This window comes from Bacillus tequilensis, assembly GCF_012225885.1.
Classification (GTDB): Bacteria; Bacillota; Bacilli; order Bacillales; family Bacillaceae; genus Bacillus; species Bacillus tequilensis.
Window position 1 is genome coordinate 148,809 of the sequence record NZ_CP048852.1, and the last position, 16,752, is coordinate 165,560.

A 16,752-nucleotide genomic window follows, 5' to 3' on the forward strand; every position below is an offset into this window, starting at 1 on the left:
GGATGGAATCTCATATGATTCTATTCGAGGTTTCGACGTTTTGAAGGAGGGTTTTAAGTAATGATCGAGATTGAAAAACCAAAAATCGAAACGGTTGAAATCAGCGACGATGCCAAATTTGGTAAGTTTGTCGTAGAGCCACTTGAGCGTGGATATGGTACAACTCTGGGTAACTCCTTACGTCGTATCCTCTTATCCTCTCTCCCTGGTGCCGCTGTAACATCAATCCAGATAGATGGTGTACTGCACGAATTCTCGACAATTGAAGGCGTTGTGGAAGATGTTACAACGATTATCTTACACATTAAAAAGCTTGCATTGAAAATCTACTCTGATGAAGAGAAGACGCTAGAAATTGATGTACAGGGTGAAGGAACTGTAACGGCAGCTGATATTACACACGATAGTGATGTAGAGATCTTAAATCCTGATCTTCATATCGCAACTCTTGGTGAGAATGCGAGTTTTCGAGTTCGCCTTACTGCTCAAAGAGGACGTGGGTATGCGCCTGCTGACGCAAACAAGAGAGACGATCAGCCAATCGGCGTGATTCCGATCGATTCTATCTATACGCCAGTTTCTCGTGTATCTTATCAGGTAGAGAACACTCGTGTAGGCCAAGTTGCAAACTATGACAAACTTACACTTGATGTTTGGACTGATGGAAGCACTGGACCGAAAGAAGCAATTGCGCTTGGTTCAAAGATTTTAACTGAACACCTTAATATATTCGTTGGTTTAACTGACGAAGCTCAGCATGCTGAAATCATGGTTGAAAAAGAAGAAGATCAAAAAGAGAAAGTTCTTGAAATGACAATTGAAGAATTGGATCTTTCTGTTCGCTCTTACAACTGTTTAAAGCGTGCGGGTATTAACACGGTTCAAGAGCTTGCGAACAAGACGGAAGAAGATATGATGAAAGTTCGTAATCTAGGACGCAAATCACTTGAAGAAGTGAAAGCGAAACTAGAAGAACTTGGACTCGGCCTTCGCAAAGACGATTGACTAGTTTCGCTTGTGAACTAGGATTTTCGTGTGTTTATTAATCAGAAACAGAAACAGCATTCCAATAAAGGAGGGGACATCACATGTCATACAGAAAACTAGGACGTACGAGTGCACAGCGTAAAGCTATGCTTCGTGATCTTACAACTGATTTGATCATCAACGAAAGAATCGAAACAACTGAAACACGTGCGAAAGAACTTCGCTCTGTAGTTGAAAAAATGATCACGCTTGGCAAACGCGGTGATCTTCACGCTCGCCGTCAAGCTGCTGCATACATCCGCAACGAGGTTGCAAACGAAGAAAATAACCAAGATGCACTTCAAAAATTATTCTCTGACATTGCAACTCGTTACGAGGAGCGCCAAGGTGGATACACACGTATTATGAAGCTTGGTCCTCGCCGTGGTGACGGAGCACCAATGGCAATTATCGAATTGGTTTAATCACATATTTTTGTGTGTCTAAAGAAGGGCGGGACAGTTTCTAACTGGATCTATGCCCTTTTTTTAGATACTGCAATTTTTTTATATAGAGAGAAAAGCAGAGCATTAGCTGAGAGGAGGCCGGTTTTCCATGAATCAAAATCAGTTGATATCGGTAGAGGATATCGTATTTCGGTATCGGAAAGACGCAGAAAGACGAGCACTAGACGGCGTCTCCCTGCAGGTGTATGAGGGTGAATGGCTTGCAATTGTAGGTCATAACGGTTCAGGGAAATCAACACTGGCCCGGGCATTGAATGGTTTAATTCTTCCTGAATCAGGCGACATTGAGGTTGCCGGGATTCAATTAACAGAGGAATCGGTTTGGGAAGTGCGTAAGAAGATCGGTATGGTCTTTCAAAATCCGGATAACCAATTTGTCGGAACAACAGTTCGCGATGATGTGGCTTTTGGTTTAGAAAACAATGGTGTACCGCGGGAAGAAATGATTGAGAGAGTAGACTGGGCAGTAAAACAGGTGAATATGCAAGATTTTCTCGATCAAGAGCCGCACCATCTCTCCGGAGGCCAAAAGCAGAGAGTGGCGATAGCGGGTGTAATTGCCGCGCGTCCTGATATTATTATCTTAGATGAAGCAACATCCATGCTTGACCCGATCGGGCGAGAAGAAGTGCTTGAAACGGTAAGGCATTTAAAGGAGCAGGGCATGGCGACTGTCATTTCTATTACACATGATCTGAATGAGGCAGCTAAAGCAGACAGGATCATTGTCATGAATGGCGGGAAAAAATATGCCGAAGGGCTGCCTGAAGAAATATTTAAATTGAATAAGGAACTTGTTCGAATTGGGCTTGATTTACCCTTCTCATTCCAGCTTAGCCAGCTCTTAAGAGAAAATGGACTGGCTTTGGAAGAAAATCATTTGACTCAGGAAGGGCTGGTGAAAGAGCTATGGACATTACAATCGAAGATGTAGAGCATCGTTATCAGATGAAGACGCCGTTTGAGCGCCTTGCACTGTATGATATCAATGCATCGATTAAAGAAGGCAGCTACGTAGCCGTAATCGGACATACGGGCTCTGGCAAATCCACTCTTCTTCAGCACCTGAATGGTCTCTTAAAGCCGACGAAGGGACAGATATCATTAGGCAATACTGTTATTCAGGCCGGTAAAAAGAATAAAGAGCTGAAAGCCCTTCGTAAAAAAGTCGGAATCGTTTTCCAATTTCCTGAGCATCAATTATTCGAAGAAACAGTTCTCAAAGATATATCGTTCGGACCGATGAACTTTGGGGTAAAAAAAGAGGATGCTGAACAAAAAGCGAGGGAGATGCTGAAGCTTGTAGGTTTATCAGAAGAGCTTCTGGACAGATCCCCTTTTGAATTAAGCGGGGGGCAAATGCGCAGAGTTGCAATTGCCGGTGTCCTTGCAATGGATCCTGAAGTGCTGGTTCTGGATGAACCGACTGCGGGGTTGGACCCAAGAGGGCGAAAAGAGATTATGGACATGTTTTATGAGCTTCATCAACGTGGGAACCTGACGACAATGCTTGTGACACACAGCATGGAGGATGCAGCTGCATACGCTGATGAAATGATAGTCATGCACAAAGGAACGATTCAAGCATCAGGCAGTCCGCGTGATTTATTTTTACAAGGTGAAGAGATGGTTGGCTGGGGGCTGGATCTCCCGGAAACGATAAAATTCCAAAGACAGCTGGAAGCTGCACTTGGTGTCAGATTTAAAGAGCCTATGCTTACAATTGAGGATGCCGCAGCTGAAATACGTGCTCTTTTTCAGGAGGAGAAACGCCTATGATGGACAGCATGATTATCGGCAAGTATGTACCGGGCTCTTCACTGGTCCACCGGCTTGATCCCAGAACAAAACTCATCACGATCTTTTTATTTGTCTGCATCGTATTCCTAGCCAATAATGTGCAGACATATGCGCTGCTTGGATTATTTACAGTTGGCGTCATTTCTTTAACAAGAGTACCTTTCTCTTTTTTAATGAAAGGGCTGAAGCCAATCATCTGGATTGTCCTTTTTACGTTCCTTCTTCACATTCTCATGACACATGAAGGACCGGTTATCCTTCAAATAGGTTTTTTCAAAGTCTATGAAGGCGGTTTGGTTCAAGGGATATTCATTTCTCTTAGGTTTGTCTATCTGATTTTCATCACAACCTTACTGACGCTGACAACAACACCGATTGAGATTACCGATGGAATGGAACAGCTGCTGAATCCATTGAAAAAATTAAAGCTTCCTGTTCACGAGCTGGCTCTTATGATGTCAATTTCTCTGCGGTTTATTCCGACCTTGATGGAGGAGACAGATAAGATCATGAAGGCTCAAATGGCGCGAGGCGTTGATTTTACAAGCGGACCTGTCAAAGACAGAGTGAAGGCTATCGTCCCGCTTCTTGTCCCGCTCTTTGTCAGTGCATTTAAACGCGCCGAAGAGCTTGCGGTAGCCATGGAGGCAAGAGGCTATCAAGGCGGAGAAGGACGCACGAAATACAGAAAGCTTGTATGGACAGGAAAAGATACTTCTGTCATTGTCAGCTTGATGATCCTGGCTGCTTTGTTATTTTTCTTAAGGACTTAGAGGTGCTGTATGAGACTGAAATGCACGATTTCTTATGACGGACATTTGTTTTACGGCTATCAGGTTCAGCCGGGCAAAAGAACGGTTCAGAATGAGCTTGAGAAGGCCTTGGCTGTCCTGCATAAATCGCAAGACAGAATTCCGGTCGTTTCTTCAGGAAGAACAGACAGCGGGGTTCACGCAGCCGGACAGGTGATTCATTTTGATACGCCGCTGTCTATCCCGGCGGAGAGATGGCCGTACGCCTTAAATGCACTGCTTCCGGACGATATTGCAGTTAAACAGGCAGAAATTGCGGATGATGGGTTCCATGCACGATTTAGCGCGGTCAAAAAAGAATATCGCTACTTTGTATACACGGAGAAACACCCGGACGTATTTAAACGGCATTACGCTTACCATTTTTCATATCACCTTAATGTGCAGAACATGAGAGAAGCGGCAAAGCATCTTATAGGAACACATGATTTTACAAGCTTTTGCGCGGTTAAAACAGACGTGCAGGACAAGGTAAGAACGATTTACGAACTTGATTGGACTGAGACAGATGATGGCCTGCAAATGCGGATCATAGGCAGCGGCTTCTTATATAATATGGTCAGAATTATTGCGGGTACTTTGCTTGATGCAGGTACTGGAAAAATTTCTCCCGATGATGTGAAATCCATGCTTGAAGCGAAGGATCGCGAAGCAGCAGGGCGCACAGCACCGGGGCACGGGCTATATTTATGGAACGTTTACTATGACAACTAAACCAGGTGTATAATATTTTCTTGACAGAGTCTGCATAAAGTTATAAGATATCATATGGTATGTATTTCAACCCCACGATAAGCCCCGGAACTTATTGTGTTGTGAAATAGAACGTAATCGAAGTTTATTGAAAATGACAGATCATTTAGGAGGGAAATTCAATGCGTACAACACCTATGGCTAACGCAAGTACTATTGAACGCAAGTGGTTAGTTGTTGATGCTGCTGGCAAGACTCTAGGACGTCTTTCTACAGAAGTTGCATCTATCCTTCGCGGAAAACACAAACCGACTTACACACCACACGTTGATACTGGAGATCATGTGATCATCATCAACGCTGAAAAAATCGAGTTAACTGGTAAAAAGTTAACTGACAAAATCTACTACCGTCACACTCAACATCCAGGCGGATTAAAATCAAGAACTGCTCTTGAAATGCGTACAAACTACCCTGAGAAAATGCTTGAGCTTGCTATCAAAGGCATGCTTCCAAAAGGTTCTCTAGGTCGTCAAATGTTCAAAAAATTGAACGTATACCGTGGTTCTGAGCATCCACATGAAGCACAAAAACCTGAAGTTTACGAACTTCGCGGTTAATTAAAAAGGAGGTTACCAATTTGGCACAGGTTCAATATTACGGTACTGGCCGTCGTAAAAGTTCTGTAGCGCGTGTGCGCTTAGTTCCAGGAGAAGGTCGTATCGTCGTTAATAATCGTGAAATCAGCGAGCACATTCCATCTCCAGCTCTAATCGAAGATATCAAACAACCATTAACTTTAACTGAAACAGCTGGTACTTATGATGTTTTAGTAAACGTACATGGAGGCGGCTTATCTGGTCAAGCTGGAGCAATCCGTCATGGTATCGCTCGTGCTTTGCTTGAAGCAGATCCAGAATACCGTGCGACACTTAAACGTGCTGGTCTTCTGACTCGTGACGCTCGTATGAAAGAACGTAAAAAATACGGTCTTAAAGGCGCTCGTCGTGCACCTCAGTTCTCAAAACGTTAATTTTACGTTTTCAAAGCTCTCGACCTTGTGTTGGGAGCTTTTTTGTTTTGTTAAATATCTTGGCACCTGTGCGCACGCTTGAAAGAACTAAGCAAAATGCTTGCTTATAAACCATCCCGCTGTAATAATCATGATAGCTTTCATTGATTACCAGTTCATCTAATTGGCAATCTGGTTAAAGCTTTAATGGTTATGTCGTCAGTCCAGCTCACTCTAACCCCTGATCTCCATCTGTTAAATCTCCCTGCAGATTCTTCATCTATATCATAGTCCGGAGAAAAACTAACGCTTTGCTCGTGACACATATGACGAATAACTGTAAGCTGGCGTAAATCACTTATCACCTTTGTGATTTTTTTGCTTTTTTATGAACTTTTTTCTAAATATGCAAAGGGAAAGCGGTATCAATCTAGAAATATTTGTTATACTCTATACACTAAAGTAAGGAGAAGATTCATGAATGCGTTAGTAGACCATAATAGCAAAGCCTGGGATCGAAAAGTAGAAACAGGCAATGAATGGACTGCTGCTGTTGAGCAGCATGTCATTGAACAAGCGAAAGCAGGCAATTGGGATTTAAGGGTAACACCAATGAAAAATGTTCCAAAGGATTGGTTTCCTCCTATCAAAGGGCTGAAGGTGCTCTGTTTGGCATCAGGCGGCGGCCAGCAAGGCCCTGTTTTGGCAGCCGCAGGAGCGGATGTCACTGTATTAGATAACTCGGAAAAACAGCTGGATCAGGATAGAATGGTTGCGGAGCGCGATAGCCTTACGATACATACTGTCAAAGGAACGATGAACGATCTCAGTCAATTTAAGGATGAATCTTTTGATGTCATTGTACATCCTGTTGCCAATGTTTTTATTGAGAATGTCCTCCCTGTCTGGAAGGAAGCGCATCGTGTGCTGAAAAGAAACGGCGCGCTAATCTCAGGTTTTGTCAATCCTGTCGTATTTCTGTTTGATGTAGAATTAGAACAGCAAGGGATCTTAAAAGTAAAACACTCCATTCCATATGCCGATTCAGAAGATCTTCCAAAACATAAAGTGAAACGCCTGATTGAAAATAATGAGGCTCTGGAATTCGGCCATTCCTTAGAAGACCAAATCAAGGGTCAAATAGATGCCGGTTTTATCGTCACTGGTTTTTATGAAGATAAAGGCGGATTTGTTTTGGACCAATATATCCATACATATTGTGCAACAAGAAGCGTGAAATTATGAAGAGCAGCAGCCTATTAGAGGGGCTGCTTTTTTAACAATCATTAACGAACGTTTGTTCCACACCCTGCAGAAAGCTGCCTAACCCTCTTCATTTTCTCAATTTACACCTTCATTTGGACGAATTTCCAACCGATTTCGGGCATTGTTTCACCATCCAAACCTCAAAATAACCGGTATAAGGAGAGTGAATTTATATGGCAGAAGTACTATCTTTTATGGATGTGAAACGCCAAAAGGATTTTGAATTAGAAAAGAACTTGCTCAAAGAACTCTCTCTGAGACAAATTATTCAGTCTGTTAGGGACTGTTTGGAACCGTTATTCCCGTTTTTACATGATGAAAGAGAGATTATTAGCGAAGGCTGTATTGATTTTGCCATAGAAGCTTATTTGTTAGGCGGGCGTTTTGGGATATTTGGTTATTACGGTGAATCCATGCAGAGCATCAGTGCCCGCTCTGCAAGAGAAGAAAAAGAGCTTCGTTTGGAGTTTTTTGATTATCTCTATAATTGGATACATGAGCAATACGCGACATTTGATAAAAACACGGTTTATGAAGCAGCACGCAAGTTCATTAAAGAATGGTGGACAGCGGGGGTTGTCCAAAGAGAAAAACAATGTAAGCTTCGCATGCGGTAATCATATTTCCCAGCCCTGTCCCATAGTTATGTAATAACGGACAAGCGGGAGGGGAAGGGATGAGGAAAAAGCTGAAATGGCTCGTTTTTTTGTTAGGCTTCATTGTATTACTATTTCTATTTAAGTATCAGTTCAGCAATAATGATTCTTGGAAGCCGTGGAGCCTGCCCTTGAGCGGGAAAATTATATATTTAGATCCAGGTCATGGCGGGCCTGACGGCGGAGCAGTCGGCGGGAAGATGTTAGAGAAGGATGTAACCCTGGAAGTCGCTTTTAGAGTCAGAGATTATCTGCAGGAACAAGGAGCACTTGTTATCATGACCAGAGAAAGTGATACCGATCTCGCTCCGGAAGGAACAAAGGGCTACAGCAGACGAAAAGCGGAAGATTTAAGACAGCGAGTTAAATTAATAAACCATTCAGAAGCGGAACTCTATATCAGCATTCATCTCAATGCAATTCCGTCGCAAAAATGGAGCGGAGCCCAAAGCTTTTATTACGGAAAATATGCGGAAAATGAGAAAGTCGCGAAATACATTCAGGATGAGTTGAGAAGAAATCTGGAAAACACAACTCGGAAAGCAAAACGAATTCATGGGATCTACTTAATGCAAAACGTCACTAAACCGGGGGCGCTTGTAGAAGTCGGATTTTTATCTAATCCAAGTGAAGCAAAGCTGCTCGGGAAACCGAAATACCAGGACAAGGTGGCATCTTCCATATATAACGGCGTTTTGCGATACTTCACAGAAAAAGGAGACCCTCCGGAGTAAAGGAGGGTTTTCTTACGGTTCGAAGCATAAGACACCCGCCATTTATGTATGATATAATATTGATTGTAAACGAATACACAAAAGGGTGAGGTTCGATGATGAGAGAAGATGAAGTAAGAAAACTAGTTGGTGAAATGCGCGAACCTTTTCTTCAAAGACCTCTGGGAGAATTGGATGCCGTTAAGGAAATTAAAATAAAGCCTGAAAAACGGCATGTCAGTGTAAAAGTCGCTCTTGCAAAAACCGGTACTGCAGAACAAATGCAGATTCAGCAACAGATCGTAAACGTCTTAAAAGGGGCAGGGGCTGAGACGGTCGGCCTTCGATTTGAAGAGCTGCCTGAAGAAACGGTTGCTAAATTCCGGGCGCCGTCAGCTGAGAAAAAAACATTGTTAAATATGGATAACCCGCCAGTCTTTCTTGCTGTAGCAAGCGGAAAAGGCGGTGTGGGCAAATCAACTGTGTCAGTAAACCTTGCTATTTCTCTGGCTCGTCTTGGGAAAAAGGTCGGTTTAATTGATGCGGATATTTATGGCTTCAGCGTTCCGGATATGATGGGTATCACTGTGCGTCCAACGATTGAAGGAGAGAAACTGCTTCCTGTTGAACGCTTCGGGGTAAAGGTGATGTCCATGGGCTTTTTCGTAGAAGAAAATGCACCGGTCGTATGGAGAGGGCCGATGCTTGGCAAAATGCTGAATAACTTTTTCCACGAAGTAGAGTGGGGAGAAGTAGACTATATCGTTCTTGATCTTCCGCCTGGAACAGGAGACGTTGCTCTCGACGTACATACAATGCTTCCAAGCTGCAAAGAAGTCATCGTATCAACACCGCATCCAACGGCTGCTTTTGTCGCGGCCAGAGCGGGCTCTATGGCGATTAAAACCGATCATGAGGTGGTTGGTGTCATAGAGAACATGGCTTATTATGAAAGCGCAAAGACAGGGGAAAGAGAATATGTCTTTGGAAAAGGCGGCGGAGATAAACTAGTTGAGGAACTAAATGTGCCTTTGCTCGGCAGAATCCCGCTGAAACAGCCTGATTGGGATAAGGATCAATTTGCTCCGTCTGTTTATGACGAAAATCACCCCATCGGAGAAATATATCAGGACATTGCAAAAGAAATAGTTGCAAAAATGTCAGTGCAAGTATAAATAAGGCGAACCGGGATACTATATCCCGGCTTTCCTTATTCGCTTTCTTTGGCAGTGTCTTTTGCTGCTTTTTTCAGCTCATCTTCGAACTGTTTTTTGTAAAGCGGACTAGAAAGTGTTTCGTTAATAACCTCTTCTAAATAACTTCGGAATTCTTGGCTTTTTGCGAGTTCGCTGTACTTTTTATTCATACCCGGATCTTGCATAACACCCATCAGCATCTTCTGGTAATCCGGATCCTTCATTAATTTTTTTATCACTTTTTCATGTTCTGTCTGAAGAGTTTTAGCAAATCCTTCGGCAAAACCAGTGTCTTCAAAGATGTTTTTCCAAAACTCTTCACCTTTTTTAGAGGTAAGTGTTTTTTCTATCGTTCCCTTAATCGCATCTTGGTCAATCACCAACGCTTCATTCATCGCATCATCGTTTAATAATTCCTTAATGGCTTTTTTTCCATCATCAGTTTTTAATATATCAACGACCATTTTTTTGGTCTGATCATAGTCCATATCCGCTGCTTGGTCTTTTGGAGCACAAGCTGTTACAGATAATAACAAAAAACAGCTCATCAATAGCGTTTTGGCTTTTGACATACTTAAGCTCCTTTCACATACTTGTCTTACCTTTAATATGATTCACCTGTTTGGAATTATACATAACAAAATATCGCAGTCAGCGATTTTTGAGGGGTTGAATAAAGAAATGAAAAGCCGTGGTTTAGTTCGTTTTTTCTTTTCTATTTTAGCTGTTGGAGCGCTTATCACGAGTATGGTTGGTTTTGCTTTAAAATGGGGAGAATATAAGGGGCTGTTTCTTGCTTTTGAAGCGGGACAGATTTTCTCTGTTTTATTTTGGTTTATAGGCGTGGGCATGATTTTCAGTGTGATCAGCCAAATGGGTTTTTTCGTATTTCTAACAGTTCACCGGTTTGCGCTTGAGATATTAAGGTCCTCATCTCTATGGAATTTGCTTCAGTTGTTTTTCGTACTGTTTGTTGCTTTTGATCTCATGTACGTTCGTTTTTTGTTTTTTGGAGAGAGCGGAGAATCGATGGCGGGCTATGCGTGGTTACCGGTGTTTTTACTGATCTTTGGTGTGATCACAGCTTATATAAAGCAAAAGCAGTCCTCTAAGAAAACGTTTATGTCATCGTTGTTTTTGATGGTTGTGATTACCGCATTAGAATGGTTCCCTGCGCTAAGAGTAAATGATGAGGACTGGCTTTATTTAATGCTTTTTCCGTTAATGGCGTGCAATGCTTTCCAATTGCTGATGCTGCCGAAGTTTGCAGCGAAGTAATTACTTTACTTCCGCGGATTTGGCATCTGAATTTGAGATGAGATCTCCTACGGTTACATTTTTTAATCCTTTTTCTTTCAGCTGATGGATGATATCGGGTAAGGCTTCCTCTGTTTGTTTTGCCGAGTCGGAGGCATGTAAAAGAATAATGTCTCCCCCGGCAACTTGCTTGGTCACATTGTCGATGATTTTTTCAACTCCTGGATTTGTCCAGTCTTGAGAGTTCACACTGTAATGAACGACTGTATAATTGTATTGCTTTGCAACCTTTAGAACTTTCTTATTGAATTGGCCGGTAGGGGGTCTTAATAGCTGTATGTCTTTGACCCCTAACTTTTCAAAGGCGGTTTGCGCACGATTCATGTCCTTCTTTATTTCGCTGCTCTCTAAATTGGCATAGTTTTTATAGGCATACCCCATGCTCCCGATTTGATGGCCATCCTTTACGATTCGGGCCACTGTGTCAGGATGGCGTTCTGCCCAAGAAGCGGAAAGGAAAAATGTCGCATTTTTAATGCCGTTTGCCCTCAGAGTATCAAGAATGGGTTCTGCTTTCTCATCACCCCAGCTGATATCAAAAGTAAGTGCGATGTCTTTTGAATCTGTTTCTCCTTTATAAATGGCTTTAGGTCCAGTGTCAGTTGAAAACACGGGAAGCGGGACAGCTCTTTGGATATAAAAAAAGCTGGCTGCTGCAAATGCTGCGATAAGTATGATAATTAATTGTTTCACCCGTTTAATGTGCCACACATAGAAGTGATTCACTGATGATGCCTCCTTATCTTGTCCATCATTCTTGTGTTACATCTTATGAGCATGGCCAATTGAATATAACCGATAAAAAGTTTCTTTAAATTCAGCTTAAATTTGTTATTGACCTTTTAATAATATCCGTGATATATTATTATTCGTCGCTGATAAACAGCCGACATCAACTAAAAGCTTCATTAAATACTTTGAAAAAAGTTATTGACTTAAAAGAGGCTGAATGTTATAGTAATAAAGCTGCTTCGTTAAGCGGCAGTCATGATCTTTGAAAACTAAACAAGACAAAACGTACCTGTTAATTCATTTTTTAAATAAATCGCACAGCGATGTGCGTAGTCAGTCAAACTAGGGCCTGCACGATGCAGGTCACACAGATGTCGTCGCAGGATGCGGCGAACTTAATCTGTGATCCATTTATCGGAGAGTTTGATCCTGGCTCAGGACGAACGCTGGCGGCGTGCCTAATACATGCAAGTCGAGCGGACAGATGGGAGCTTGCTCCCTGATGTTAGCGGCGGACGGGTGAGTAACACGTGGGTAACCTGCCTGTAAGACTGGGATAACTCCGGGAAACCGGGGCTAATACCGGATGGTTGTTTGAACCGCATGGTTCAAACATAAAAGGTGGCTTCGGCTACCACTTACAGATGGACCCGCGGCGCATTAGCTAGTTGGTGAGGTAATGGCTCACCAAGGCGACGATGCGTAGCCGACCTGAGAGGGTGATCGGCCACACTGGGACTGAGACACGGCCCAGACTCCTACGGGAGGCAGCAGTAGGGAATCTTCCGCAATGGACGAAAGTCTGACGGAGCAACGCCGCGTGAGTGATGAAGGTTTTCGGATCGTAAAGCTCTGTTGTTAGGGAAGAACAAGTACCGTTCGAATAGGGCGGTACCTTGACGGTACCTAACCAGAAAGCCACGGCTAACTACGTGCCAGCAGCCGCGGTAATACGTAGGTGGCAAGCGTTGTCCGGAATTATTGGGCGTAAAGGGCTCGCAGGCGGTTTCTTAAGTCTGATGTGAAAGCCCCCGGCTCAACCGGGGAGGGTCATTGGAAACTGGGGAACTTGAGTGCAGAAGAGGAGAGTGGAATTCCACGTGTAGCGGTGAAATGCGTAGAGATGTGGAGGAACACCAGTGGCGAAGGCGACTCTCTGGTCTGTAACTGACGCTGAGGAGCGAAAGCGTGGGGAGCGAACAGGATTAGATACCCTGGTAGTCCACGCCGTAAACGATGAGTGCTAAGTGTTAGGGGGTTTCCGCCCCTTAGTGCTGCAGCTAACGCATTAAGCACTCCGCCTGGGGAGTACGGTCGCAAGACTGAAACTCAAAGGAATTGACGGGGGCCCGCACAAGCGGTGGAGCATGTGGTTTAATTCGAAGCAACGCGAAGAACCTTACCAGGTCTTGACATCCTCTGACAATCCTAGAGATAGGACGTCCCCTTCGGGGGCAGAGTGACAGGTGGTGCATGGTTGTCGTCAGCTCGTGTCGTGAGATGTTGGGTTAAGTCCCGCAACGAGCGCAACCCTTGATCTTAGTTGCCAGCATTCAGTTGGGCACTCTAAGGTGACTGCCGGTGACAAACCGGAGGAAGGTGGGGATGACGTCAAATCATCATGCCCCTTATGACCTGGGCTACACACGTGCTACAATGGACAGAACAAAGGGCAGCGAAACCGCGAGGTTAAGCCAATCCCACAAATCTGTTCTCAGTTCGGATCGCAGTCTGCAACTCGACTGCGTGAAGCTGGAATCGCTAGTAATCGCGGATCAGCATGCCGCGGTGAATACGTTCCCGGGCCTTGTACACACCGCCCGTCACACCACGAGAGTTTGTAACACCCGAAGTCGGTGAGGTAACCTTTTAGGAGCCAGCCGCCGAAGGTGGGACAGATGATTGGGGTGAAGTCGTAACAAGGTAGCCGTATCGGAAGGTGCGGCTGGATCACCTCCTTTCTAAGGATATATACGGAATATAAGACCTTGGGTCTTATAAACAGAACGTTCCCTGTCTTGTTTAGTTTTGAAGGATCATTCCTTCGAAACGTGTTCTTTGAAAACTAGATAACAGTAGACATCACATTCAATTAGTAAGACAAGATATCACATAGTGATTCTTTTTAACGGTTAAGTTAGAAAGGGCGCACGGTGGATGCCTTGGCACTAGGAGCCGATGAAGGACGGGACGAACACCGATATGCTTCGGGGAGCTGTAAGCAAGCTTTGATCCGGAGATTTCCGAATGGGGAAACCCACCACTCGTAATGGAGTGGTATCCATATCTGAATACATAGGATATGAGAAGGCAGACCCGGGGAACTGAAACATCTAAGTACCCGGAGGAAGAGAAAGCAAATGCGATTCCCTGAGTAGCGGCGAGCGAAACGGGATCAGCCCAAACCAAGAGGCTTGCCTCTTGGGGTTGTAGGACACTCTGTACGGAGTTACAAAAGAACGAGGTAGATGAAGAGGTCTGGAAAGGCCCGCCATAGAAGGTAACAGCCCTGTAGTCAAAACTTCGTTCTCTCCTGAGTGGATCCTGAGTACGGCGGAACACGTGAAATTCCGTCGGAATCCGGGAGGACCATCTCCCAAGGCTAAATACTCCCTAGTGACCGATAGTGAACCAGTACCGTGAGGGAAAGGTGAAAAGCACCCCGGAAGGGGAGTGAAAGAGATCCTGAAACCGTGTGCCTACAAGTAGTCAGAGCCCGTTAATGGGTGATGGCGTGCCTTTTGTAGAATGAACCGGCGAGTTACGATCCCGTGCAAGGTTAAGCAGAAGATGCGGAGCCGCAGCGAAAGCGAGTCTGAATAGGGCGCATGAGTACGTGGTCGTAGACCCGAAACCAGGTGATCTACCCATGTCCAGGGTGAAGTTCAGGTAACACTGAATGGAGGCCCGAACCCACGCACGTTGAAAAGTGCGGGGATGAGGTGTGGGTAGGGGTGAAATGCCAATCGAACCTGGAGATAGCTGGTTCTCTCCGAAATAGCTTTAGGGCTAGCCTCAAGGTAAGAGTCTTGGAGGTAGAGCACTGATTGGACTAGGGGCCCCTACCGGGTTACCGAATTCAGTCAAACTCCGAATGCCAATGACTTATCCTTGGGAGTCAGACTGCGAGTGATAAGATCCGTAGTCGAAAGGGAAACAGCCCAGACCGCCAGCTAAGGTCCCAAAGTATACGTTAAGTGGAAAAGGATGTGGAGTTGCTTAGACAACCAGGATGTTGGCTTAGAAGCAGCCACCATTTAAAGAGTGCGTAATAGCTCACTGGTCGAGTGACTCTGCGCCGAAAATGTACCGGGGCTAAACGTATCACCGAAGCTGCGGACTGTTCTTCGAACAGTGGTAGGAGAGCGTTCTAAGGGCTGTGAAGCCAGACCGGAAGGACTGGTGGAGCGCTTAGAAGTGAGAATGCCGGTATGAGTAGCGAAAGAGGGGTGAGAATCCCCTCCACCGAATGCCTAAGGTTTCCTGAGGAAGGCTCGTCCGCTCAGGGTTAGTCGGGACCTAAGCCGAGGCCGAAAGGCGTAGGCGATGGACAACAGGTTGATATTCCTGTACCACCTCCTCACCATTTGAGCAATGGGGGGACGCAGGAGGATAGGGTAAGCGCGGTATTGGATATCCGCGTCCAAGCAGTTAGGCTGGGAAATAGGCAAATCCGTTTCCCATAAGGCTGAGCTGTGATGGCGAGCGAAATATAGTAGCGAAGTTCCTGATTCCACACTGCCAAGAAAAGCCTCTAGCGAGGTGAGAGGTGCCCGTACCGCAAACCGACACAGGTAGGCGAGGAGAGAATCCTAAGGTGATCGAGAGAACTCTCGTTAAGGAACTCGGCAAAATGACCCCGTAACTTCGGGAGAAGGGGTGCTCTGTTAGGGTGCAAGCCCGAGAGAGCCGCAGTGAATAGGCCCAGGCGACTGTTTAGCAAAAACACAGGTCTCTGCGAAGCCGCAAGGCGAAGTATAGGGGCTGACGCCTGCCCGGTGCTGGAAGGTTAAGAGGAGCGCTTAGCGTAAGCGAAGGTGCGAATTGAAGCCCCAGTAAACGGCGGCCGTAACTATAACGGTCCTAAGGTAGCGAAATTCCTTGTCGGGTAAGTTCCGACCCGCACGAAAGGCGCAACGATCTGGGCACTGTCTCAACGAGAGACTCGGTGAAATTATAGTACCTGTGAAGATGCAGGTTACCCGCGACAGGACGGAAAGACCCCGTGGAGCTTTACTGCAGCCTGATATTGAATGTTGGTACAGCTTGTACAGGATAGGTAGGAGCCTTGGAAACCGGAGCGCCAGCTTCGGTGGAGGCATCGGTGGGATACTACCCTGGCTGTATTGACCTTCTAACCCGCCGCCCTTATCGGGCGGGGAGACAGTGTCAGGTGGGCAGTTTGACTGGGGCGGTCGCCTCCTAAAAGGTAACGGAGGCGCCCAAAGGTTCCCTCAGAATGGTTGGAAATCATTCGCAGAGTGTAAAGGCACAAGGGAGCTTGACTGCGAGACCTACAAGTCGAGCAGGGACGAAAGTCGGGCTTAGTGATCCGGTGGTTCCGCATGGAAGGGCCATCGCTCAACGGATAAAAGCTACCCCGGGGATAACAGGCTTATCTCCCCCAAGAGTCCACATCGACGGGGAGGTTTGGCACCTCGATGTCGGCTCATCGCATCCTGGGGCTGTAGTCGGTCCCAAGGGTTGGGCTGTTCGCCCATTAAAGCGGTACGCGAGCTGGGTTCAGAACGTCGTGAGACAGTTCGGTCCCTATCCGTCGCGGGCGCAGGAAATTTGAGAGGAGCTGTCCTTAGTACGAGAGGACCGGGATGGACGCACCGCTGGTGTACCAGTTGTTCTGCCAAGGGCATCGCTGGGTAGCTATGTGCGGACGGGATAAGTGCTGAAAGCATCTAAGCATGAAGCCCCCCTCAAGATGAGATTTCCCATTCCGCAAGGAAGTAAGATCCCTGAAAGATGATCAGGTTGATAGGTCTGAGGTGGAAGTGTGGCGACACATGGAGCTGACAGATACTAATCGATCGAGGACTTAACCACATGT

General features: G+C 45.4%; 15 protein-coding genes and 2 rRNA genes. 15 read left to right on the plus strand and 2 right to left on the minus strand.

Annotated elements, in window-relative coordinates; all coding sequences use genetic code 11:
- The first annotated feature begins 60 nt into the window (after positions 1-60).
- From G4P54_RS00865 to salA, 12 genes are all read left to right on the plus strand, one after another.
- The gene (locus tag G4P54_RS00865) at positions 61-1,005 is read left to right on the plus strand and encodes a DNA-directed RNA polymerase subunit alpha (protein ID WP_024714056.1); all 945 of its coding nucleotides are present in this window, start codon (positions 61-63) and stop codon (positions 1,003-1,005) included.
- An 83-nt stretch (positions 1,006-1,088) separates the two neighbouring features.
- Complete coding sequence (gene rplQ / locus G4P54_RS00870) at positions 1,089-1,451, plus strand: 50S ribosomal protein L17 (protein ID WP_003225836.1); 363 nt, start codon at positions 1,089-1,091, stop codon at positions 1,449-1,451.
- Positions 1,452-1,581: 130 nt separating this feature from the next.
- A complete protein-coding gene (locus tag G4P54_RS00875) occupies positions 1,582-2,427 on the plus strand; it encodes an energy-coupling factor ABC transporter ATP-binding protein (RefSeq protein ID WP_014112350.1) in 846 nt (281 codons plus the stop codon).
- Complete coding sequence (locus G4P54_RS00880; RefSeq protein ID WP_167871494.1) at positions 2,403-3,272, plus strand: energy-coupling factor ABC transporter ATP-binding protein; 870 nt, start codon at positions 2,403-2,405, stop codon at positions 3,270-3,272. Before G4P54_RS00875 ends, G4P54_RS00880 begins: the two co-directional genes overlap by 25 nt.
- Positions 3,269-4,066, plus strand: a complete 798-nt coding sequence (locus tag G4P54_RS00885; RefSeq protein WP_024714059.1) for an energy-coupling factor transporter transmembrane component T family protein — start codon at positions 3,269-3,271, stop codon at positions 4,064-4,066. The genes G4P54_RS00880 and G4P54_RS00885 overlap by 4 nt, the downstream gene beginning before the upstream one ends.
- A gap of 9 nt (positions 4,067-4,075) precedes the next feature.
- A complete protein-coding gene (truA, locus tag G4P54_RS00890) occupies positions 4,076-4,819 on the plus strand; it encodes a tRNA pseudouridine(38-40) synthase TruA (RefSeq protein ID WP_167871495.1) in 744 nt (247 codons plus the stop codon).
- Between the two features lie 161 nt (positions 4,820-4,980).
- A complete protein-coding gene (gene rplM, locus G4P54_RS00895; RefSeq protein ID WP_003225844.1) occupies positions 4,981-5,418 on the plus strand; it encodes a 50S ribosomal protein L13 in 438 nt (145 codons plus the stop codon).
- Positions 5,419-5,438: 20 nt separating this feature from the next.
- A complete protein-coding gene (rpsI, locus tag G4P54_RS00900; RefSeq protein WP_003225846.1) occupies positions 5,439-5,831 on the plus strand; it encodes a 30S ribosomal protein S9 in 393 nt (130 codons plus the stop codon).
- A gap of 456 nt (positions 5,832-6,287) precedes the next feature.
- Entirely contained in the window at positions 6,288-7,055 is a 768-nt protein-coding gene (locus G4P54_RS00905; RefSeq protein WP_167871496.1) for a class I SAM-dependent methyltransferase, read from the plus strand.
- 194 nt (positions 7,056-7,249) lie between these two features.
- Positions 7,250-7,693: a YbaK family protein gene (locus tag G4P54_RS00910; RefSeq protein ID WP_167871497.1), complete on the plus strand. Its 444-nt coding sequence runs from the start codon at positions 7,250-7,252 to the stop codon at positions 7,691-7,693.
- Positions 7,694-7,752: 59 nt separating this feature from the next.
- Entirely contained in the window at positions 7,753-8,466 is a 714-nt protein-coding gene (gene cwlD / locus G4P54_RS00915) for an N-acetylmuramoyl-L-alanine amidase CwlD (protein WP_167871498.1), read from the plus strand.
- A gap of 95 nt (positions 8,467-8,561) precedes the next feature.
- A complete protein-coding gene (salA, locus tag G4P54_RS00920; protein WP_167871499.1) occupies positions 8,562-9,620 on the plus strand; it encodes an iron-sulfur carrier protein/transcriptional regulator SalA in 1,059 nt (352 codons plus the stop codon).
- Positions 9,621-9,655: 35 nt separating this feature from the next.
- On the opposite strand, the gene gerD is transcribed toward salA, so the two are convergent.
- A complete protein-coding gene (gene gerD / locus G4P54_RS00925) occupies positions 9,656-10,213 on the minus strand; it encodes a spore germination lipoprotein GerD (RefSeq protein WP_167871500.1) in 558 nt (185 codons plus the stop codon).
- A gap of 109 nt (positions 10,214-10,322) precedes the next feature.
- Here gerD and kbaA point away from each other — a divergent pair, with 109 nt between their 5' ends.
- On the plus strand, positions 10,323-10,919 hold the full coding sequence (gene kbaA, locus G4P54_RS00930; protein WP_167871501.1) for a KinB-signaling pathway activation protein: 597 nt from the start codon (positions 10,323-10,325) through the stop codon (positions 10,917-10,919).
- On the opposite strand, the gene pdaB is transcribed toward kbaA, so the two are convergent.
- A complete protein-coding gene (gene pdaB / locus G4P54_RS00935; protein WP_024714067.1) occupies positions 10,920-11,684 on the minus strand; it encodes a polysaccharide deacetylase family sporulation protein PdaB in 765 nt (254 codons plus the stop codon).
- 417 nt (positions 11,685-12,101) lie between these two features.
- Between pdaB and G4P54_RS00940 the strand changes: the two genes are divergently transcribed.
- A 16S ribosomal RNA gene (locus G4P54_RS00940) occupies positions 12,102-13,651 on the plus strand.
- A 169-nt stretch (positions 13,652-13,820) separates the two neighbouring features.
- Positions 13,821-16,748: ribosomal RNA gene (locus tag G4P54_RS00945) — 23S ribosomal RNA — on the plus strand.
- Together the 16S and 23S rRNA genes form the textbook arrangement of a ribosomal RNA operon.
- Positions 16,749-16,752: the final 4 nt, after the last annotated feature.